This window comes from Cupriavidus sp. F041 (assembly GCF_057814235.1).
In genome coordinates this window covers 215,674-234,963 of the sequence record NZ_JBVASY010000002.1, presented here as the reverse complement: position 1 = coordinate 234,963, position 19,290 = coordinate 215,674, and the positions used below count along the sequence as shown (strand labels likewise).

Genomic DNA, 19,290 nt, shown 5'->3' with positions numbered 1-19,290 from the left:
GCGGTACTGCCGAAGCCAATGCCGTTTGATCATCCCGTTATGCACGGATTGCATAACCTTGCCGGAGGGGCCTGTGCAGCCCCCCACCATGGCAACCGCGCCGGATCAGGTGCCCGGCTGCGCGGGCAAGCTCTGCGCCGCGAGCGAGGACCAGACCCGGTCCACCAGCTGGCGCTTGCTGCGGACCTGCGCGCTGCGCCGCTCGCTGACGTGTTCACCCGGCTTCTCCCGGTAAAGGCGGATTTCCATGTCGATCGACATCGGCGCCCCGCGCGCCGCTTCGGCCCGCACCAGCCGGTGCTGGGCCAGTTCCTCGCGCACCGCGCTCTCCGGCAGGAAGGCCATGCCGTGCCCCGCCAGCGCCATCACCTTGAGCGCCTCGGCCATGTCCGTCTCGTAGCATTTGTCCAGCTTGAGCGCGTCCGTGGTTTCCGCCAGCAGCATGTCGACCATGCGGCCAAGGAAGGCATTGGGCGTATAGCTGAGGAAAGGCACCGGCTTCTTGTCCGTACCTGGCAGGCGGTACAGCGGCTTGCCGGCGGCGTCCGGCACGCTGTACGGCGACAACCGCTCGATGCCGAGCACCAGCATGTCGTAGTGTGCCGGGTCGAGCTGGATGGCCTGGCGGGCATGGTGGTAGACCATCACCAGGTCGCAGCCCCCGTCAACCAGTGCCAGGACCGCGTCGTGCACGTTGAGCGCGCGCAAGCGGCACGGCAGCGTACCGATCTCGCGCTCAACAGCCTTGAGCCATTCGGGAAAGAAGGTCAGCGAGAGCGTGTGCGGTACGGCGAATTCCAGCACCTGGGCATTGGCCGAGCGCTGCCCGCGCATCAGCGCCCGGGTCTCGCTGACCTGGGCCAGCATGGCCAGCGCCTGCTCGTAGAACACCTTGCCCGCCGGCGTCAGGCTGGTGGGATAGCTGGAGCGGTCGATCAGTTCCGTGCCCACCCAGGACTCGAGCGACTGGATCCGGCGCGAGAACGCAGGCTGCGTCACATGACGCTGCTCGGCCGAGCGCGAGAAACTGTGCGTCTCGGCCAGGCTGACGAAGTCTTCAAGCCACTTGATTTCCATGAGGCGGCATTATCCACCGGCTGCCTGCGTTTTCGCCACCGTCAGGAATTAAATTCCATAAACTTGATAATTTTTGGAATGTGATTACACTTACAGCCAGATTTACACGACAAGACGCACGTGTTTGCTACAGGCCGGACGCTATGATGGTCGCAGACCAACAAGGAGCCCATCATGGCCACCCAGCAAGCCAGCGCCGCCGATATTGCCAACCATGCGCGTAGCGCTACCGTTCTCGGCACCCTCGACGCGATCGACGGCCGGCCGGGCCTTTTCGCTCCGCTTTCCGAGGGCATGTCGTCGGCCTTTGCCGCGAGCGCGCGCATGGTGGCGCAAGGCATCGAAGCCAGCCTGCCGGATGCGGCCACGCTGCTGGCGCTGCTGCCCGAGGCGCTGCGCGAGGGCTCGGCCCGGGGCTATGTGCGCCACCTGGTGCACGCCGATCCGCTGGCACGCTACTCCGCCATGCTGATCGTCTGGCGGCCGGGCCAGCGCAGCCCGGTGCACGGGCACCAGACCTGGTGTGCCTACCGGGTGCTGCGCGGCACGCTACATGAGCGCCACTACCGCTGGGACGCGCAGGAGCGCCAGGCACGGCCGTGTGGCGAGATCACGCGCACGGCGGGCGACACCTTCAGCGTACCGGCGGGGCTGCGCCATATCCATGCGCTCGGCAACGACAGCGACGAGGTAGCGGTGTCCTTGCATATCTATGGAGTGGACCAGGAACACATCGGCAGCGGTGTGAACCTGCTGGTGGACGTGGCTTGAGTTTTCGGCCAGCGTGCGGCCAGACACCGGAACAACGCTGCGCGCCGACAGGAATTGCCATGGACCGTTACGACCGCCAGATACTCGCCGCCCTTCAGGAAGACGCCACCGTGCCGGTGGCCGAGTTGGGGGAGCGGGTTGGGCTGACCTCCACGCCATGCTGGCGGCGCGTGCAGAAACTCGAGGAAAGCGGCGTGATCCGCAAGCGCGTGGCGTTGCTGGATCCGGCGTTGCTGAATGTGGGGGTGACGGTGTTTGTGTCCGTGCGGACCAGTCAGCATAGCGTCAAGTGGCTGAAGACTTTCCACGACCTGGTCGCATCGATCCCCGAAGTCACGGAGTTCTACCGGATGGCGGGCGATACCGACTACCTGCTGCGCGTGGTGGTGCCGGATATCGCCGCCTATGACCGCGTGTACAAGAAACTGATCCAGGGCGCCGAACTGGCGGACGTGAGTTCCAGCTTTGCGATGGAGCAGATCAAGTACACGACGGCGCTGCCGCTGGATTACGCGTAGACGGCGGCGGGCCGCGGGTCGGCCTGCATCATCCCCGATGCGCCCACCCCGTCATCCGCTTCTCCACCACGGCGAAAAACTCATACATCACCATCGCCATCACGGCGATCACCACCAGGCCGGCAAATGCCAGCGGCATCTTCATCGCCGAACCGGCCGAGACCAGCAGATAGCCAATGCCTTCATTGGCGGCGCTCATCTCCGACACGGTAGTCCCCACGAACGCCAAAGTAATGGCCACCTTCAGCGAAGCAAAGAAGTAAGGCATCGAACGCGGCAGGCCAACCTTGAGCAACACATCGGTGCGCCTTGCACCAAGTACGCGCAGTACATCCTCCAGTTCCGGCTCCAGCGTAGCCAGCCCGGTAGCGATATTGACCATGATCGGGAAGAACGAGATCAGGAACGCCGTCAGGATCGCCGGGCCGGCGCCAAGCCCGAACCACACCACCAGAATCGGCACAAACGCCGCCTTGGGCAAGGCATTGAACGCCGTCATCAACGGATAGCCCGCCGCATAGGCCAGCTTGGACGAACCCATCAGCAAACCCAGCACCACGCCCACGGCAATGGCGAGCCCAAAGCCGACCATGGTGGTCCAGAAGGTCCGCCATGCATGGCCCGCGATCACGTCCCAATACGCGAACAGCGATGAGACGATCGCGCTCGGGCTGGGCAGGATGAAGTCCGACACGTTGAACACCAGGCAGGCGCCCTGCCACAGCAACAGAAACGTAGCCAGCAGCAGCCACGGCGCCACGCGCTGCACGCGGCGCTGCCGGGCAGCGCTCATCGGGGAAGAAAACGTGCTCATGGTCAGTGCTGCCGTACGCGGCCGATCTTCTCGCGCAGCGAGTGCACGAGTTCGGCGAAGGGTTCGGTATAGGTCAGATCGAGGTCGCGCGGACGCGGCAGGTCGATCTCCTTGCGCGTCAGGATGCGGCCGGGGCGCTGGCTCATCACGTAGACGGTATCGGCCAGGAACACGGCTTCACGCAAATCGTGAGTCACCAGGATCACGTTGAAGCGCTGCGCCTGCCACAGGTCGCGCAGCACGCACCACAACTCCTCCCTGGTGAACGCATCGAGCGCGCCGAAGGGCTCGTCGAGCAGCAGCATTCGCGGCTCGTGGATCAGCGCGCGGCAGATCGAAGCGCGCTGCTGCATGCCACCGGAGAGTTGCCACGGGTACTTGTCCTCGTAGCCGGCCAGCCCCACGGTGCGCAGCAACTCGCGCGCCCGCGCCGTGTATTCCCCGCGCTTCTGGCGCAGCTTGGAGCGGTATGGCTCCACGATCTCCAGAGGCAGCATGACATTTTGCAGCGTGGTGCGCCACGGCAGCAGCGTCGGCGCCTGGAAGGCCATGCCCACCATCTTGAGCGGCCCGGTGACTTTCTCGCCGGCGATCTTGACCACGCCACGCGTGGCGGGCTTGAGCCCCGTGGCCAGCTTCATGAAGGTGGACTTGCCGCAGCCGGAGGGCCCCACGATGGCGATGAACTCGCCCGGCTCCACCTGCAGCGAGATGTCCTCGATCGCGAACTCACCCTTGCGGGCAAGCTCGTCGTTATAGGCGAGCCAGACCCGATTGAAATCGACGAAGGGTCTCGCAGCCGGTTCGGCCGACAGTTCCGACGGTGCCGCGGCCCCTGCGCGCAGGAATGCGTTGGCTACCGTCATCGCAGCACATCCAGTTCGGCGGCCGACGGCAGGTAGGCGTCGGTCCACAGGTTATCGGGGTTGATGCGGCCCTTGGTACCGAAGGCGTCGGCTACCTGCGAGGCCATCAGAGACAGGCGCGGCTTGTTGACCCGGCCGAAGCCCTCGGCGCGTGCGTCGGGCGACCTGACCACGCTGTCCAGCGCCATCTTCAGGCGCCTGGTCTCGAGCTTCTCGTCGATGATGCCGTCACGCGCCTTGACGGCCTTGATGCCGTCTTCGGGCCTGGCGATCACGTCCCTGGCCGATTTCGCGAAGGCACGCAGGAAGGCCTTCACAGCGTCCGGGTTCTTCTTGAGGAAGTCTTCCGAAGCGATCACGGCATTGCCATAGAGCTTCACGCCGAACTGCGGATAGGGCAGCACCACAATGTCCTCGTCCTTCACCCCGCGCGCATTGAGATTGAGGATGGAGGTGAAGGAAAAGCCGGTAATGGCGTCCAGGTCGCCGCGCGTGAGCATGGTTTCGCGCAGCGTCGGGTCCATGGCCTGCCAGTTGAAGCTGGCTGCCTGCAGGCCGTTGGCCTTGGCGAAGATCGGGAAGGCACGGCGGCCAGCGTCGAACACCGGTGCGCCGAGCTTCTTGCCGGCCAGGTCGTGCGGGGCCTTGATGCCGGACTTCTTCAGCGCCACCACGGCCGCCGGCGTGTTGTTGTAGACCATCATCACGGCCACCGGCTTGTTCTTCGCATCCGGGTTGTTGCCGTAGAACTCCATTACCGAGGCCAGGTCGGCAAAGCCCATGTCGTAGGTGCCAGAGGCCACGCGGTTGACCACGTTGCCCGAGCCGTTGCCGGCGTCGATCGATACATCCAGCTTCTCGGCCTTGTAGTAGCCCTTCTGCTCGCCCAGCAGGAACAGCGCCGACGGGCCTTCGAAGCGCCAGTCGAGCTGGAAGCGCACCTTGGTCTGGGCGTGCGCCTCGCCGGCGAATTGTGTCGACAGCACCAGGGCGGTGCCGAGCGCCATGCCAAGCTGCAACAGGCGGCGGCGCGCCGGGGACGCGGCCGCGCCGGTTGCGGCATCGGTACGCCGGGCGCCAACGCGGGCGGCAATGGCATCGAACTGGGTGGCGGCGCGGAATAGCGGCATTGAACTCTCTCCTGTTGGTCGTCTTCCTGGAGAGTTCGTCTGCAAGGCGCGTGCCATGTAATCGCGCACCAACACAGGGCGATTACGCCACTTATTGTCGAACCAAATTCGTGCAACCGGATATGTCGATACGGTTTGCCGGCATGAATTGTCGACAACTCATCCTGGCGTCCGCGCCAGCGGGTTCGGCGGCGCGGATCAGGCATCCTGCGTGGCGTCGCCTGCTTCAATGGCCAGGGAGACATCCTCCACCGGCGCCTCGCCATCTGCCGCGCTGCGGGCCTGGATGCGCCACATCTCGGCGTAGCGGCCATCCAGCCGCATCAGTTCGGCATGCGTGCCGCGCTCGATGATGCGGCCGTGATCCATCACCAGGATCTGGTCGGCGTGCACCACGGTGGAAAGCCGGTGCGCGATCAGCAGCGTGGTGCGGTTCTGCGCCAGGCGCATCAGCTCGGCCTGGATGGCCTGTTCAGTGCGCGAATCCAGCGCCGAGGTGGCTTCGTCGAAGACCAGGACGGGCGGATTCTTCAGCAGCGTGCGCGCGATCGCCACCCGTTGCTTTTCCCCGCCCGACAGCTTGAGGCCACGTTCGCCCACGGGCGTGTCGTAGCCCTGCGGCAACTCGCGGATGAAGGCGTCGATCTGGGCCGCGCGCGCTGCCTCGATGACCTCGTCGCGGCTGGCGTCGGGACGGCCGTAGGCGATGTTGTAGTAGATGCTGTCGTTGAACAGCACGGTGTCCTGCGGCACGATGCCGATGGCGCGGCGCAGGCTGTCCTGCGTGATCGCGCGGATATCCTGGCCGTCGATCTCGATGCCGCCGCTGCCCACGTCATAGAAGCGGAACAGCAGCCGCGCCAGCGTGGACTTGCCGGAGCCGCTATGTCCCACCACCGCGGTGGTGGTGCCCGCCGCGATGGTGAAGTCCACATCGTCCAGGATCACGCGGTTGCTCTCGTAGCCAAAACCCACATGGGCAAAGCGCACGGCGGCGCCGCTCACGCGCAGGGTCTGCGCGCCCGGCGCGTCCGCCACCTCGCGGTTGGTGCCCAGCAGCACGAACATGCGGTCCATATCGGTGGTGGCCTGCTTGATCTCGCGGTAGATCACGCCGAGGAAGTTCAGCGGGATGTACAACTGGATCATCAGCGTGTTCACCAGCACCAGGTCGCCCAGCGTGAGCTTGCCTGCCGCCACGCCCACGGTGGCGCGCCACAGGATCAGGATCAGCCCGGTGGCGATAATGGCCTGCTGGCCGAAATTCAGGAAGGACAGCGAGTTCTGCGAGCGGATCGCCGCCGCGCGGTAGGTAAGCAGGTTCTCGTCATAGCGGCGGGCCTCGTACTCCTCATTGCCGAAGTACTTGACGGTTTCGAAGTTGAGCAGCGAATCGATCGCCTTCTGGTTCGCGCGGGAATCCAGCTCATTCATCCTGCGGCGGAAATGCGTGCGCCACTCGGTCACGACGATGGTGAACACGATATAGCTCGCCAGCGCGCAGCCCGTGATGGCGGCAAACCAGATGTCGTAGTGCAGGATAAAGAATCCCATCACCAGCCCCATCTCGACCAGGGTCGGCAGGATGCTGTAGAGCGAATACGAGATCAGCGACTGGATGCCGCGCGTGCCGCGCTCGATGTCGCGGCTCATGCCGCCGGTCTGCCGGTCCAGGTGAAAACGCAGCGACAGCGCATGCAGGTGGCGGAACACCTGCAAGGCGATCTCGCGCACCGCGCTCTGCGTGACCTTGGAGAACAGGATCTCGCGCAATTCGGTGAACAAGGTCCCCGACAGCCGCAAGACCCCATAGGCGACGATCAGCCCGACCGGCACCACCAGCAGTGCGGTAGCGCTGCCGGCGGGCACGTTCATGTTGTCCACCAGCTTCTTCATCAGGACCGGCACGCCCAGGTTGGCCACCTTGGCCGCCACCAGGCACACCAGCGCCAGCATCACGCGCCATTTGTAGTGCCAGACATAGGGCAACAGGTTGCGCACGGTCTGCCAGTCGCTGCGCGGAACGTTGGAACTGCCGAAGAGGGAGGAAGGCTGGGCGGGGGACGGCTCGGCCGACGTAGAGTAGCGTCGCATACGTTAGAATTCGGGCGAATATGCGATTGTGGCAGAGATCGTCTTTGTTAGCCGGCGCCACGCCGCTTATCCCCGTCACGGAACCGCCTCGACGCCCGGACCGCACGGCGGCAAGGTCACTCCGGCATGCGCACCGGCACGCCGGCACCCCGCCGCCGCCCTTGCTACCCCGCCCCAACCCTATCCAGCCTCAAGCCATCATGAACCAAGCCAACGCCCTCCCCTGCCTGCCTCCTGGCAAGAATCCCGCCCTGCGCGTGGTCCCCATGCCGGCGGACGCCAATGTGCACGGCGACGTCTTCGGCGGCTGGATCATGGCCCAGGTGGACATCGCCGGCTCGATCCCGGCGGTGGAACGCGCCCAGGGCCGCGTAGCCACCGTGGCGGTGAACTCCTTCCTGTTCAAGCATCCGGTCTTTGTCGGCGACCTGGTGAGCTTCTACGCCGATATCGAGAAGACGGGCCGCACCTCGATCACCGTGTCGGTGGAAGTCTATGCGCAGCGCATGCGCCACAGCCACGAGATCGTCAAGGTGACCGAAGCCATCCTGACCTATGTGGCGACGGACGACACAAGGCAACCGCGGGTGTTGCCAGCGGTATAAGCGGCCGCCTGAAGCCGGCTCCCCTGTCAGGCATTCCTGGCGGGGCGCCGGCGCGAGGATTCAGCGTCGGCTCTGAATGCTCTGAACGCCCGCGAGGAAAAGCGGAAATTTCCGCAAGCACATGCAGCCGCTTCTGATTGCCCCGCCTCGCCTCGGGTCATTAAATGCTAATGATTATCATTTTCATTTAAGGAGAATTGCATGCGTTCGTACATCAGGTCTGCCGCGCTGCCGCCGCGGCGCCCCCTCGCTTCCGTCGTCCTGGCCGCGGCCTGCGCCACACCAGTCCTGGCAGACGATTTGCAGCGGCAGGGCAAACACATCGAACTGGCGCCGGTCACCGTCACGGGAACGCAGGCACCCAGTTCCAAGGTCGAAGCCTCCGGCTCGGCCAAATACGCGGCGCCGCTGCTCGATACGCCCCAGACCATCACGGTGGTGCCGCAGCACGTGCTGGAGGAGCAGAACGCCCTGAGCTTGCGGCAGGCGCTTTCCAACGTTTCCGGCATCACCTTCAACGCTGGCGAGGGCGGCGGCGGCTCCGGCGACAGCATCAATATCCGCGGCTTCAGCGCCAACGCGAACATGCAGATCGACGGTTTGCGCGACAGCGGGCAGAACAACCGTTCCGACCTCTTCAACCTCGAAGCGGTTGAGGTGATCAAGGGGCCGAATTCGGTCTTCGGCGGCGCCGGCACCACCGGCGGCAGCATCAACATGATCAGCAAGCAACCCAAGGCGGACAGGTTCACGCACGTCGGCGGCGGGCTCGGCACGGCCGGCTTCCACCGCCTGACCCTGGATACCAAGCAGCCGCTGCCGTGGGACGGGCCCGCAACTGTCGTCCGCCTGAACCTGATGGCGCACGAAAACGACGTGCCGGGGCGCGACGTCCTCGAACGCCGCCGCTGGGGCATCGCGCCGTCGATCACCTTCGGCATGCAATCGCCGACACGCCTGACGCTGAGCTATTTCCACCAGCGCGACGACAACCTGCCCGACTACGGCGTGCCGGCGCTGAACGGCCAGCCGCTCGCGGGCGTCAGCCGGCACGCCTACTTCGGCTGGCGCAACGTGGACCGGGAGAACATCACCACCGACGCGGCCACCGTCAAGTTCGAACACGAGTTCAACGACAACCTCAAGCTGCAGAACCTGACCCGCTATTCGCGCCTGCACCGCGACACCGTGATCTCGGCCTCGCACGTGAACCAGAAGGGGCTGCCGCCGGGCCGCTACCTGCCGGCCGGACCGCAGGGCTATGGCCGCGACTCGGCCACCGAGCTGTGGATCAACCAGACCAACCTGACCAGCCGCTTCGACACCTTGGGGCTGGGACACACCCTGGTCAGTGGCTTCGAGATCTCACGCGAGACCTACGACCGGACCACCTATTCCTACAATCTCGCCAGATACTGATATGACTTCCCGTGTCAATCGGGATCGGTTTTCAGTTTTTGGTCTGTGCGTTTGATCTGAATTTCCTGAGGGCGACGTAGCAGTAAGTCTCGACGGTGGATCACACTGATATTCGCGGGTTGGCTACCGCATTACAGAGGTCCGTCCAAAGAGCCTGCCGCTACCTATGTTCGCAAATCGGATGACATTCCTTGCGTAGTATCTTCGCGGGTTACTCGGTGCCGGGCTACGCCGCCTTCAGGAAACTCCTCCAGTGTGTTGTGGGTGTTTGACGAAGCGCTGTGTTACACCGCGTGCGCCTCTCCCGATACGGCCAACGACATGGCCAGTTGGCTGATATCCCAAATGAACCCGGCCAGCTCGCGAGCCGTCGCGACTACCGCGATGTTCGCGTTTTTGCCGCGTGCTGCCAGCTTGCGATAGCGCCGGCATAGCCGGATCTGCGCGTCCCAGGCGCGATCGATGATAACCTTCGGGATGCCTTCGTGCCGTCGTTGAATCTCGGGGCTTACGCGTGCCGGGTGCCGGTAGCTCCAGGCGGCCTCGATGAGCAGCTTCCTTGCATAGCTGTTGCCAGTCTTGGTGATGCTGCCCTGACGGCGCCTATCCCCGGAGGAGTGTTCGGCTAGCGTCACCCCCAGCCAGGCCATCAATTGGCGCGGATGCTCAAAGCGGGAGAGATCGCCCAATTCCGCGAGCATGCCCACCGCCGTGGTGAACTGCACGCCGCGCATCGTCTGCAGGCCCAGTACAGCCGGATAAAAGCGCCAGTTGACGACCGCCAGTTGCTGCCATGTGCTGTCGAACGCATAGGTGCTCAGCCAGCGCCGGTGCGCTGGCCCCCAGTCGGCCCGACCCGCATAGCGTATCCCATGCGAGAGCAGAAAGGCCTTGAGCCATTGCCGGGCACGCTTCAGATCGTCTTTGGCACTCACCCACGCACGTGAGAGATCGCGGAATGCTTCGTCCTCCACGGTGGGCACATACACCGCCGACAGGTCGCCCGCGCGGAGCGAACGCACGAGCTTCACGGCGTCACGTCGATCGGTCTTGACGCGCTCGCCGGGTTTCTTCGGGATCAGCGACGGCGCCTGCCTCGTAGACGATGCGGATCCGGCGCGCTTTAGACTGCAGGCGCTTGCACAGGCGCTCGATATCGGCCTTCGACGTGCCGATCTTGCCAAGCAGTTCGACCTCGGCCATGCCGAGTGCATAAGCGACGGTGATCGAATCCTTATGGACGTCTAAACCGACATACAAAGTGCTATCGTGTTCCATGCTGGCCTCCGCGCTGGAAATCGCCGGGTGTGGCGCTGTCCACACCATGCGGCTCTGGCAGTCATGCTAACCCGCGTTTGATTCCTCACGGCAGGCCAGCCTCCGCCTCACGGGAAGTCATACTGCCTATCCCGCCAACGGTTTCGATCTCTCCAGCCCGCCAGGCTACTGGAGCGCGCCCACCGACCGGCGCGACAGCGCGCGCAACAAGACGTGGCTTGACGTCAAGGCGCTGTACGCACTTGACACCATCGCCCTGGGCAAGCACTGGGACCTGAACCTCGGCCTGCGCTACGACTGGATAGATGGCAGCGCCGAGAGCACGCCGCTGGGCAAGGCGACCGACCGCGCGGACAGCACCACCAACCAGCTCAGCAGCCGGGCGGGACTGGTGTTCAAGCCCACGGACAACGGCAGGATCTATTTCGCCTACGGCACGTCCTTCAACCCGTCCGCCGAGTTCCTGGTCAGCACCGGCTCGGGCGTGAACAAAGCCACGGGGGGACTGGCGCCCGAGAAAAACAAGACCTATGAGCTCGGCAGCAAATGGGAGTTCATGGAGCGGCGCCTGGGGCTGAACGCGGCGCTGATCCAGGTCGACAAGGACAACACGCGCGAACGCCTCTCCGATGGCAGCTATGCCCTGGCCGGCGAGCAGCGCGTGCGCGGCGTCGAGCTGGGCGCGGCTGGCAAGGTGACGCCGAACTGGGACGTTTTCGCCAACTACACTTACCTGAACAGCAAGACACTCAAGTCACTGTCGCTGCCCGAGCGCGAAGGCAAGGCGCTGGCCAACACACCGGCGCACTCCTTCAGCCTGTGGACCACCTACCAGTTGCCGGCGGGCTGGACGCTGGGCTACGGCGCGCGCTTCATCGGCAGGCGCAACGTGACGTCGGTGGGGGACGGCACGCTTGGTGCCTACCTGGTGCACAACGCCATGCTCGGCTATGCGCCGAACAAGAGCCTCAAGTTCCAGCTCAACATCGACAACCTGTTCAACAAGGCCTACGTGGAGCGGGTGCGCCAGACGCTTGGCAGTGCATCGCGCTCGTCCGCGATCGAGTATGGCGATGGCCGGTTCGCGGTGCTGTCGGCCGTCTACTCCTTCTAACGCTACGCGCCGGGGTCAGCCAAATGATGATTCACATACCCGGCGTCCTGACGCCGGAACAGGTGCGGGAAAGCGTAAGCCTGCTGACGGAGGCCGACTGGGCCGACGGCAAGGCGACCGCAGGATTCCAGTCCTCCCTCGCCAAGGACAATCTGCAATTGCCGCACGACTCCCCGCAGGGCAGGCAAATCGCCGCGATGATCGGGCAGGCCTTGCGGCGCCATCCCCTGTTCTTCTCGGCGGCGCTGCCGGCCAGGATCTACCCCAAGCTGTTCAACGCTTATGCGGGCGGACAATCCTTCGGCACGCATGTCGACAATGCCATCCGCTACCTTCCGGACGGCTCGGACAGCATCCGCACGGACATCTCGGCCACACTCTTCCTGTGCGGGCCCGACGATTACGACGGCGGCGAACTGATCGTCGAGGACACCTATGGGACGCACGCGGTCAAGCTACCCGCCGGCGACATGATCCTGTATCCGGCTTCCAGCCTGCACCGTGTCAGCCTGGTGACCCGGGGCACGCGGCTATGCGCGTTCTTCTGGATCCAGAGCCTGCTGCGGGACGCGCGCCAGCGCGCCCTCCTGTTCGACCTGGACACCGCCATCCAGGAAATCGGGCATGCGCTTGGCCATGGACACGCCACCGTGGTGCGCCTCACCGGCGTCAACCACAATCTGCTGCGCGAATGGGCGACGCCCTGACCCTGGCCTCGGCCTTGATGCCGTGCAAATGGCGGCAGCGGCAGGGGCGGTCCATCCGCCGTATCGGCCAGGGACGCCCGCAGGCTCAACTGAAGCGCGAGAAGTCCGGGCGGCGCTTCTCGAAGAACGCCTTGAAGGCTTCCTTGGCTTCCGGCGCCTGCAGCATGCGCCGGAACACCTCGCCCTCCTCCGCCATCTTCGCTTGCACGGCCGCCTTGTCGCCGCCCTTCATCAGCCGCTTGGTTTCCCGCAGCGACGAAGCCGGCAGCGCGGCCAGTTTGCGCGCCTGCTGCTGCACGAAATCGTGCAACTCCGCCACCGGCAGCACACGCGTCACCAGGCCGATCTGCAACGCTTCCTGCGCGCCGAAGGCCTCGCCCAGCAGCAATTTCTCCGCGGCGCGCTGGTGACCCAGCAAGCGCGGCAACAACATGCTCGATGCCGCTTCCGGGCACAGGCCCAGTTGCACGAACGGCAGCGACAGCTTCGCCGTCTCGGAGGCGTAAACCAGATCGCAATGCAGCAGCATCGTGGTGCCCACGCCAACTGCCGGGCCGCTTACCGCCGCCACCAGCGGCTTGCTCGCCTGGCTGATCTGCTGCAGGAACTGGAACACCGGTGCCGGCTGATCGCCTTCGCCCGAGGTGGGCGGGCGCTGCATGAAATCCTCAAGGTCGTTGCCCGCGGTAAAGACTTCCGCCTTGCCGCGGATCACGATCACGCGCACGGCGGGATCGGCATCGCCGGCGCGCAGTGCGTCGGCCATGGCCTGGTACATCGCTGCGGTGATGGCGTTCTTCTTATCGAGACGATCGAACTCGATGGTCAGGATGCCTTGTTCGATAGTGGTCAGGATGCTCATGAAATCGTCTTCTCCTTACTGCCAGGTTGACTTGTCTGCCTTCCCCTTCGCAGGGAAACAAACCCACTCATTCCACTTATTCCACTTATTCGAGCGGCGGCGGATCTTCGCAAAGATAGCTCATCCCGAACGCTTTTGCTCCGACGTTGAGCGCCAACGTCAGGCTCATCGGCGCCAGCATCAGTTCCACATCGTGCTGCTGCGCGGTGCGTGCAAGCGACTGAAACGCTGGCAGGGCGCGTATCGTCTCCGGATGCCCCGCATAGCTGAGCGCCACCGCCGGACTCAGCAATCGCCCGCTACGAATGCAATGCTCCGCATGCGCCATCACGCGGCGCATGCCTTCGTCCGCGCCGCGCGCCTTGGCCACCGGCTCAGTCTGGCCGCGATGCATATGCACGACGGGGCGGATATTGAAAGCGCTGCCTAGTGTCCTGCGCCAGAAATTCGTAGACAAAATCGCTTGATGCTGGCGAAGATGTCATCGGCAGACTTCGTCCACACGAAAGGCTTGGGGTTGGCGTTGTTCAGGTCAAGGTATTGGCGGATGGCTTGCTCAAGTTGTCGGGTTGAGCGATGCGTGCCGCGGCGAATGTATTGTTCAGTGATGGTCGCAAACCAGCGCTCCACCTGATTGATCCATGAGGCAGAGGTCGGTGTGAAATGAACATGGAAGCGCGGATGGCGAGCGAACCAAGCCTTGATCGACGGCGTCTTGTGCGTGCCGTAGTTGTCCATGACGAGATGCACATCGAGCGTGGGTGGCACGTTGGCTTCGATCGTGCGTAGAAACTGCAGGAATTCACTGCTGCGATGCCTGCGATGCAATTCACCGATAACTTCTCCTGTGGCAATGTCCAGCGCAGCGAACAACGTTGTCGTGCCATGGCGCATGTAGTCGTGCGTGCGTCGCTCGGGGAGGCCTGGCGCCAGCGGCAAGATGGGCTGCGTACGGTCCAGTGCTTGGATCTGGCTCTTCTCGTCAACGCACAACACCATGGCCTTGAGCGGTGGGTCGAGGTACAACCCCACGATATCGCGCACCTTCTCCACGAACAATGGGTCGGTGGAGAGCTTGAAGGTCTCCTGTCGATGAGGCTGCAGTCCAAAGGCACGCCAGATACGCGTCACGGTCGACGGCGATAGATTCGCCGCGCGAGCCATACTCCGCGTGCTCCAGTGGGTGGCGCCGGCTGGCACGGATTCGAGCGTCTGGGCAATAATCGCATCCACCTGTGCATCACCGATGGTCCTCGGTGCCCCTGGTCGCGGTGCATCGAGCAGTCCATCGAGCCGATGTGCCACGTAGCGCGCACGCCATTTCGATACGGTTTGCTGAGTGACACGCTGCCTTGCCGCGACGGTCTTGTTGTCCAAGCCTTCAGCGCTAGCCAGCACAATGCGCGCGCGTAAGGCCAACGCCTGTGCCGTCTTGCGCCGCATCGTCAGCGCCTTGAGTTGCTCACGTTCGACCGCACTCAACACAAGTTCCGCCTTTGGTCTTCCTCTCATCACCGCCTCGCCGTTTGCGTGCCTTCAACGCAGACTACTACGTAGTGTCAATAATGCAATGAATTTCTGACGCAGGACACTAGCATATAGCGTCCCCACGTGATGCTGTTCTCGCCCTTGTGCCTGGCCCGCGTATACATGTAGAGCAACTCGTCGGGCACCAGGAACATGTGCGCGCCATCGCGCAGGCGCGACTCGACGGCGTCCACCACGGCCTGTGCGCTGGCGCCGCCGTTCAGCATGCGGGCCGCTTCGCGCACGATCAGCGCCTGGCCCGGGCCGATCGCACCCGTATCGATCACCGTCAACTCGAACAGCCCCGTGCGCCCCGCGTCCTTGCGCAGCTTGAAGCTCTTGGCCACAGTGCCAACGACGGCGCCGGTGGCGTGCGCGTACAGCTTGCTGCGCGTGCCGGCGATGGTAAGCAGTAGCGCGCGATCGCACGAAGTGACCACATGCCTGAGCATGTGGTCTTCGATTTCGCGCTCGAGCAAGGGAACGGATTCGGCGTAATGGTCCTGCTTGCCCACCAGGTACTGCTTGTAGAGCGACGGCAAGGCGGGCTCGTCGCGCACGTCGGCCACGAAGCGGTCGCCCGCGCGGATGCGGAACGGCACCGTCTGTACCCCGAGTTCGGCCATCAGCGCGCGCGGCATATCGCACGCGGCGTCGGCCAGAATCACCGTCTCCTGCATCTGGTTGTCTCCTCCCTGTCAGGTGAGCCGCGTCGAGGCGGCAGCTGTCTCCTTGTTATGGCACTGCTTTCTTCACCTGATAGAGAGTCGGGGAGTGGATCACGGGCACACGCTGCCGTCCACGATCCAACTCCCCAGTGGCGCGTTCAAACGCGCTCGAAGATACCTGCGGCCCCCATGCCGGTGCCGACGCACATGGTCACCATGCCGTACTTCAGGTTGTTACGGCGCAGCGCGTGCACTACGGTGGCCGAACGGATCGCGCCGGTGGCGCCCAGCGGGTGGCCCAGTGCAATGGCGCCGCCCATCGGGTTGACCTTGGCCGGGTCCAGCTGCAGGTCGCGCATCACCGCCAGCGATTGCGCGGCGAAGGCTTCGTTCAGCTCGATCCAGTCGATCTGGTCCTGCGTCAGGCCGGCTGCCTTCAGCGCCGCGGGAATCGCTTCCTTCGGGCCGATACCCATGATCTCGGGCGGCACGCCGCGCACCGCGAACGACACGAAGCGCGCCAGCGGTACCAGGTTGAACTGCTTGAGGATCTTTTCCGAAACCAGGATCAGCGCGCCTGCGCCGTCCGAGGTCTGCGAGCTGTTGCCGGCGGTGACGCTGCCCTTGTTGGCAAACACCGGGCGCAGCTTGCCCAGGCCTTCGATGGAGGTCTCCGGACGCGGGCCTTCATCTAGCGAGATGGTGCGCGTCTTCACGTCGACCTGGCCGCTGGCCAGGTTGGGGAATTTCTCGACGATATCCACGGGGGTGATCTCGTCCTTGAACTCGCCGGCCTGCTGCGCGCGGATCGCCTTCTGGTGCGAAGCGAGCGAGAAGGCATCCTGGTCCTCGCGGCTGACCTGCCATTTTTGAGCGACCTTCTCGGCGGTCAAGCCCATGCCGTAGGCAATGCCGATGTTCTCGTCGCGCTCGAAGATCGACGGCGACATCGACGGCGAGTTGCCCATCATCGGCACCATGCTCATCGACTCCACGCCGGCGGCGATCATCACATCGGATTCACCCACGCGGATGCGGTCGGCCGCCATCGCCACCGCCGACACGCCCGAGGCGCAGAAGCGGTTGACGGTGATGCCGCCCACGGTGTTCGGCAGGCCGGACAACAGCGCGCCGATACGCGCCACGTTCAGGCCCTGCTGCGCCTCGGGAATCGCGCAGCCGACGATGGCATCTTCGATCAGCTTCGGATCGAGATTGGGCACCTGCGCCACGGCCGCGCGCAGGATGGTGGCCAGCAGGTCGTCCGGGCGGGTGTTCTTGTAAGCGCCCTTGGGTGCCTTGCCGATCGGCGTGCGGGTCGCGGCAACGATGTATGCGTCTTGCAGTTGTTTCATGATGTCGGTTCCTCGCTTGCCTTAGTTGCGCACCGGCTTGCCGGTCTGCAGCATGCCCATGATGCGTTCCTGGGTCTTGCCCGTGCCGAGCAGGTCGACAAAGGCCTTGCGCTCCAGCGCCAGCAGCCACTCCTCGCTGACCAGCGAGCCGGCCTCCACGTCGCCGCCGCACACTGCCTCGGCAATGCGGCTGGCGATCAGGAAGTCGTGCGCGGAGATAAAGCCGCCGTCGCGCATATTGGCCAGCGACGCCTTGATGGTGGCGATGCCCGAGCGGCCGGCAACCGGCACCAGCGTGCCCGGTACCGGCGCGCGGTAGCCTGCGTTGGCCAGCGCGCGGACTTCGTTCTGTGCCACGTAGAGCAGTTCATGCACGTTGAACACGATGGTGTCCGACGGCTGCAGGTAGCCCATCTTCTGCGCGTCCAGCGCCGAAGCCGAAACCTTCGCCATGGCGGCTGCCTGGAAGCGGTTGGTGAGGAACTGCAGGTAGTTGGTGCTGCCCGCGGCTTGTGCCGCGCGCGCAGCCGCCAAAGCCGCTTCCTTCAGCCCGCCGCCCGCCGGCACCAGGCCCACGCCCACTTCCACCAGGCCGATATAGGTTTCCAGCGCGGCCACGCGCCTGGCCGAATGCAGCATCAGTTCGCAGCCGCCGCCCAGCGCAATGCCGGACGCTGCCGACACCACCGGCACTGCGGAGTACTTCACGCGCATCATGCCGTCCTGGAACTTCTTGACGAAGGGCTCGATGCCCTTGGCGCCGCCCATCATGAAGGCCGGCATCGCGGCTTCCAGGTTGGCGCCCGCGGAGAACGGGCCGCCCGGCGCCCCCAGTTGCAGCGACGTGGGCTGCCACACCACCAGACCCTTGTACCCGGCTTCCGCCAGGTCGATGGCGCGCGTCAGGCCGTCGATCACGTCCGGCCCGATGGTGTTCATCTTGCTCTTGAACGAGACCACCAGCACATCGTCCTGGCCTTCGCTCACCCAGATGCGCACGGCATCATTTTCTTCCACGGTACGGCCTGCCTTGCGCGGATCGGCGGCAGCCGTGCCCTTGACCGCGGCGCGGAACGCCTGGCGCTCGTAGACCGGCAGCGCGTTGCGCTGCACGAAGGCCTGCGCGGCGGGAGACCACGAACCCCGCGCGCCGTGCACGCCCTGGTTGTCAGCGACGGGGCCTTCGAACACCCACGACGGCAGCGCTGCGTTGGACAAGCCCTTGCCCGCGTCGATGTCTTCCTTCACCCACTCGGCAACTTGCTTCCAGCCAGCCGACTGCCAGTCCTCGAAGGGGCCGGAATTCCAGCCGAAGCCCCAGCGGATCGCCAGGTCGATATCGGCAGCGGAGCCGGCGATCTGCTCGAGGTAGACGCCGATATAGTGGAACACGTCGCGGAACACGGCCCACAGGAACTGCGCCTGCGGGTTAGTGGATTCGCGCAGCAGCTTGATGCGCTCGGCCGGCTCCTTCTTCAGCATGCGCACGACGATCTCGTCGGCCTTCTTGCCCGAGTCGACGTACTGGCCGGTCTTGGGATCCAGCACCTTGATGGCCTTGCCTTCCTTCTTGTAGAAGCCGGCGCCGGTCTTCTGGCCCAATGCGCCCGCATCCACCAAACCCTTGAGCACGGCGGGCGTCTTGTACACCGGCGCGAACGGATCGTCCAGCAGGGTGTCCTGCATGGTCTTGATCACGTGGGCCATGGTGTCCAGGCCCACCACGTCGGCGGTGCGGAAGGTGGCGGACTTGGCGCGGCCCAGCTTGGAGCCGGTCAGGTCGTCGACCACGTCGAACGGGATGCCGTATTTCTCGGCCTCGGCGAACACCGCCAGGATCGAGAAGATGCCAACGCGATTGGCGATGAAGTTGGGCGTGTCCTTGGCGCGCACCACGCCCTTGCCGAGCGTGGAGGTCAGGAAGGTTTCCAGGCGGTCCAGGATCGCCGGCTGCGTGGTGGCAGTCGGGATCAGCTCCACCAGGTGCATGTAGCGCGGCGGGTTGAAGAAGTGCACGCCGCAGAAGCGCGATTTCAGGTCCGCGTCGAAACCGTCGGACAGCGCCGTGATCGACAGGCCCGAGGTATTGGTGGCGAAGATAGTGTGGGAGGCCAGGTGCGGCGCGACCTTCTTGTACAAGTCGTGCTTCCAGTCCATGCGCTCGGCGATCGCCTCGATCACCACGTCGCATTCCTTGAGCAGCGCGAGGTCGTCTTCGTAGTTGGCGGTCTGGATCAGGGCGGCTTCGTCCTTGATGCCGAGCGGCGCCGGCGAGAGTTTCTTCAGGTTCTCGATGGCGCGCAGCGAGATGCCGTTCTTGGGGCCTTCCTTGGCGGGAAGGTCGAACAGCACCACGGGTACGCGGGCATTGACGAGATGGGCGGCGATCTGCGCCCCCATGACGCCGGCACCCAGCACGGCGACCTTCTTGACGATGAAATTGGACATGCGCGCTCCTAGGAAAGTGAGCGTTGAAATGAGGTGG

14 protein-coding genes and 4 pseudogenes are annotated in these 19,290 nt (G+C 64.6%); 6 read left to right on the top strand and 12 right to left on the bottom strand.

Annotation, left to right across the window (positions count from 1 at the left end):
• Positions 1-105: 105 nt before the first annotated feature.
• Entirely contained in the window at positions 106-1,077 is a 972-nt protein-coding gene (locus tag ACZY0R_RS18080) for a LysR family transcriptional regulator (protein ID WP_045237830.1), read from the bottom strand.
• Between the two features lie 174 nt (positions 1,078-1,251).
• On the opposite strand from ACZY0R_RS18080, the gene ACZY0R_RS18075 reads away from it, so the two are divergent.
• Both ACZY0R_RS18075 and ACZY0R_RS18070 read left to right on the top strand, forming a co-directional pair.
• A complete protein-coding gene (locus tag ACZY0R_RS18075; RefSeq protein WP_082094861.1) occupies positions 1,252-1,848 on the top strand; it encodes a cysteine dioxygenase in 597 nt (198 codons plus the stop codon).
• Positions 1,849-1,907: 59 nt separating this feature from the next.
• Complete coding sequence (locus tag ACZY0R_RS18070; protein ID WP_043343633.1) at positions 1,908-2,366, top strand: Lrp/AsnC family transcriptional regulator; 459 nt, start codon at positions 1,908-1,910, stop codon at positions 2,364-2,366.
• Positions 2,367-2,394: 28 nt separating this feature from the next.
• On the opposite strand, the gene ACZY0R_RS18065 is transcribed toward ACZY0R_RS18070, so the two are convergent.
• The 4 genes from ACZY0R_RS18065 to ACZY0R_RS18050 form a co-directional block, all read right to left on the bottom strand.
• Positions 2,395-3,180, bottom strand: a complete 786-nt coding sequence (locus tag ACZY0R_RS18065; RefSeq protein WP_488860088.1) for an ABC transporter permease — start codon at positions 3,178-3,180, stop codon at positions 2,395-2,397.
• A 2-nt stretch (positions 3,181-3,182) separates the two neighbouring features.
• On the bottom strand, positions 3,183-4,046 hold the full coding sequence (locus ACZY0R_RS18060; RefSeq protein ID WP_488860086.1) for an ABC transporter ATP-binding protein: 864 nt from the start codon (positions 4,044-4,046) through the stop codon (positions 3,183-3,185).
• Positions 4,043-5,176 carry an ABC transporter substrate-binding protein gene (locus ACZY0R_RS18055; protein ID WP_488860084.1) on the bottom strand — a complete coding sequence of 378 codons (1,134 nt, stop codon included), beginning with the start codon at positions 5,174-5,176 and terminating at the stop codon, positions 4,043-4,045. Before ACZY0R_RS18055 ends, ACZY0R_RS18060 begins: the two co-directional genes overlap by 4 nt.
• A 198-nt stretch (positions 5,177-5,374) precedes the next feature.
• A complete protein-coding gene (locus ACZY0R_RS18050; protein ID WP_488860082.1) occupies positions 5,375-7,270 on the bottom strand; it encodes an ABCB family ABC transporter ATP-binding protein/permease in 1,896 nt (631 codons plus the stop codon).
• A 200-nt stretch (positions 7,271-7,470) separates the two neighbouring features.
• Here ACZY0R_RS18050 and ACZY0R_RS18045 point away from each other — a divergent pair, with 200 nt between their 5' ends.
• Together ACZY0R_RS18045 and ACZY0R_RS18040 are read left to right on the top strand one after the other, a co-directional pair.
• The gene (locus tag ACZY0R_RS18045) at positions 7,471-7,875 is read left to right on the top strand and encodes an acyl-CoA thioesterase (protein WP_488860080.1); all 405 of its coding nucleotides are present in this window, start codon (positions 7,471-7,473) and stop codon (positions 7,873-7,875) included.
• 201 nt (positions 7,876-8,076) lie between these two features.
• Positions 8,077-9,291, top strand: a pseudogene (locus ACZY0R_RS18040) (TonB-dependent receptor); the annotation flags it as partial.
• Between the two features lie 287 nt (positions 9,292-9,578).
• On the opposite strand, the pseudogene ACZY0R_RS18035 reads toward ACZY0R_RS18040, so the two are convergent.
• Positions 9,579-10,572, bottom strand: a pseudogene (locus tag ACZY0R_RS18035) (IS110 family RNA-guided transposase).
• A 76-nt stretch (positions 10,573-10,648) separates the two neighbouring features.
• Here ACZY0R_RS18035 and ACZY0R_RS18030 point away from each other — a divergent pair.
• Positions 10,649-11,686 (top strand): annotated as a pseudogene (locus ACZY0R_RS18030) (TonB-dependent receptor); the annotation flags it as partial.
• A gap of 23 nt (positions 11,687-11,709) precedes the next feature.
• On the top strand, positions 11,710-12,393 hold the full coding sequence (locus ACZY0R_RS18025; protein ID WP_488860079.1) for a Fe2+-dependent dioxygenase: 684 nt from the start codon (positions 11,710-11,712) through the stop codon (positions 12,391-12,393).
• Between the two features lie 85 nt (positions 12,394-12,478).
• Here the strand turns inward: ACZY0R_RS18025 and ACZY0R_RS18020 are convergent, their stop codons facing one another.
• The 6 genes and pseudogenes from ACZY0R_RS18020 to ACZY0R_RS17995 all read right to left on the bottom strand — a co-directional run bounded on the left by ACZY0R_RS18020 (position 12,479) and on the right by ACZY0R_RS17995 (position 19,253).
• Positions 12,479-13,255 carry an enoyl-CoA hydratase gene (locus ACZY0R_RS18020; protein ID WP_488860077.1) on the bottom strand — a complete coding sequence of 259 codons (777 nt, stop codon included), beginning with the start codon at positions 13,253-13,255 and terminating at the stop codon, positions 12,479-12,481.
• An 85-nt stretch (positions 13,256-13,340) separates the two neighbouring features.
• Positions 13,341-13,649, bottom strand: a complete 309-nt coding sequence (locus ACZY0R_RS18015) for a hypothetical protein (protein ID WP_488866014.1) — start codon at positions 13,647-13,649, stop codon at positions 13,341-13,343.
• A 32-nt stretch (positions 13,650-13,681) separates the two neighbouring features.
• The gene (locus tag ACZY0R_RS18010) at positions 13,682-14,767 is read right to left on the bottom strand and encodes an IS630 family transposase (RefSeq protein ID WP_488857140.1); all 1,086 of its coding nucleotides are present in this window, start codon (positions 14,765-14,767) and stop codon (positions 13,682-13,684) included.
• 74 nt (positions 14,768-14,841) lie between these two features.
• Positions 14,842-15,462: pseudogene (locus tag ACZY0R_RS18005) on the bottom strand (DegV family protein); the annotation flags it as partial.
• A 146-nt stretch (positions 15,463-15,608) separates the two neighbouring features.
• A complete protein-coding gene (locus tag ACZY0R_RS18000; RefSeq protein ID WP_488866012.1) occupies positions 15,609-16,808 on the bottom strand; it encodes an acetyl-CoA C-acyltransferase in 1,200 nt (399 codons plus the stop codon).
• Between the two features lie 18 nt (positions 16,809-16,826).
• Entirely contained in the window at positions 16,827-19,253 is a 2,427-nt protein-coding gene (locus ACZY0R_RS17995; protein WP_488860075.1) for a 3-hydroxyacyl-CoA dehydrogenase/enoyl-CoA hydratase family protein, read from the bottom strand.
• Between the last annotated feature and the right edge of the window lie 37 nt (positions 19,254-19,290).

What these genes read in the sequence shown, in the direction of transcription:
- ACZY0R_RS18070 (WP_043343633.1), top strand. Translation starts at nt 1,908, where the DNA reads ATGGACCGTTACGACCGCCAGATACTCGCCGCCCTTCAGGAAGACGCC.
- ACZY0R_RS17995 (WP_488860075.1), bottom strand. Translation starts at nt 19,253, where the DNA reads ATGTCCAATTTCATCGTCAAGAAGGTCGCCGTGCTGGGTGCCGGCGTC.
- ACZY0R_RS18010 (WP_488857140.1), bottom strand. Translation starts at nt 14,767, where the DNA reads ATGAGAGGAAGACCAAAGGCGGAACTTGTGTTGAGTGCGGTCGAACGT.
- ACZY0R_RS18060 (WP_488860086.1), bottom strand. Translation starts at nt 4,046, where the DNA reads ATGACGGTAGCCAACGCATTCCTGCGCGCAGGGGCCGCGGCACCGTCG.
- ACZY0R_RS18055 (WP_488860084.1), bottom strand. Translation starts at nt 5,176, where the DNA reads ATGCCGCTATTCCGCGCCGCCACCCAGTTCGATGCCATTGCCGCCCGC.
- ACZY0R_RS18020 (WP_488860077.1), bottom strand. Translation starts at nt 13,255, where the DNA reads ATGAGCATCCTGACCACTATCGAACAAGGCATCCTGACCATCGAGTTC.
- ACZY0R_RS18080 (WP_045237830.1), bottom strand. Translation starts at nt 1,077, where the DNA reads ATGGAAATCAAGTGGCTTGAAGACTTCGTCAGCCTGGCCGAGACGCAC.
- ACZY0R_RS18015 (WP_488866014.1), bottom strand. Translation starts at nt 13,649, where the DNA reads ATGCATCGCGGCCAGACTGAGCCGGTGGCCAAGGCGCGCGGCGCGGAC.
- ACZY0R_RS18045 (WP_488860080.1), top strand. Translation starts at nt 7,471, where the DNA reads ATGAACCAAGCCAACGCCCTCCCCTGCCTGCCTCCTGGCAAGAATCCC.
- ACZY0R_RS18075 (WP_082094861.1), top strand. Translation starts at nt 1,252, where the DNA reads ATGGCCACCCAGCAAGCCAGCGCCGCCGATATTGCCAACCATGCGCGT.
- ACZY0R_RS18025 (WP_488860079.1), top strand. Translation starts at nt 11,710, where the DNA reads ATGATGATTCACATACCCGGCGTCCTGACGCCGGAACAGGTGCGGGAA.
- ACZY0R_RS18050 (WP_488860082.1), bottom strand. Translation starts at nt 7,270, where the DNA reads ATGCGACGCTACTCTACGTCGGCCGAGCCGTCCCCCGCCCAGCCTTCC.
- ACZY0R_RS18065 (WP_488860088.1), bottom strand. Translation starts at nt 3,180, where the DNA reads ATGAGCACGTTTTCTTCCCCGATGAGCGCTGCCCGGCAGCGCCGCGTG.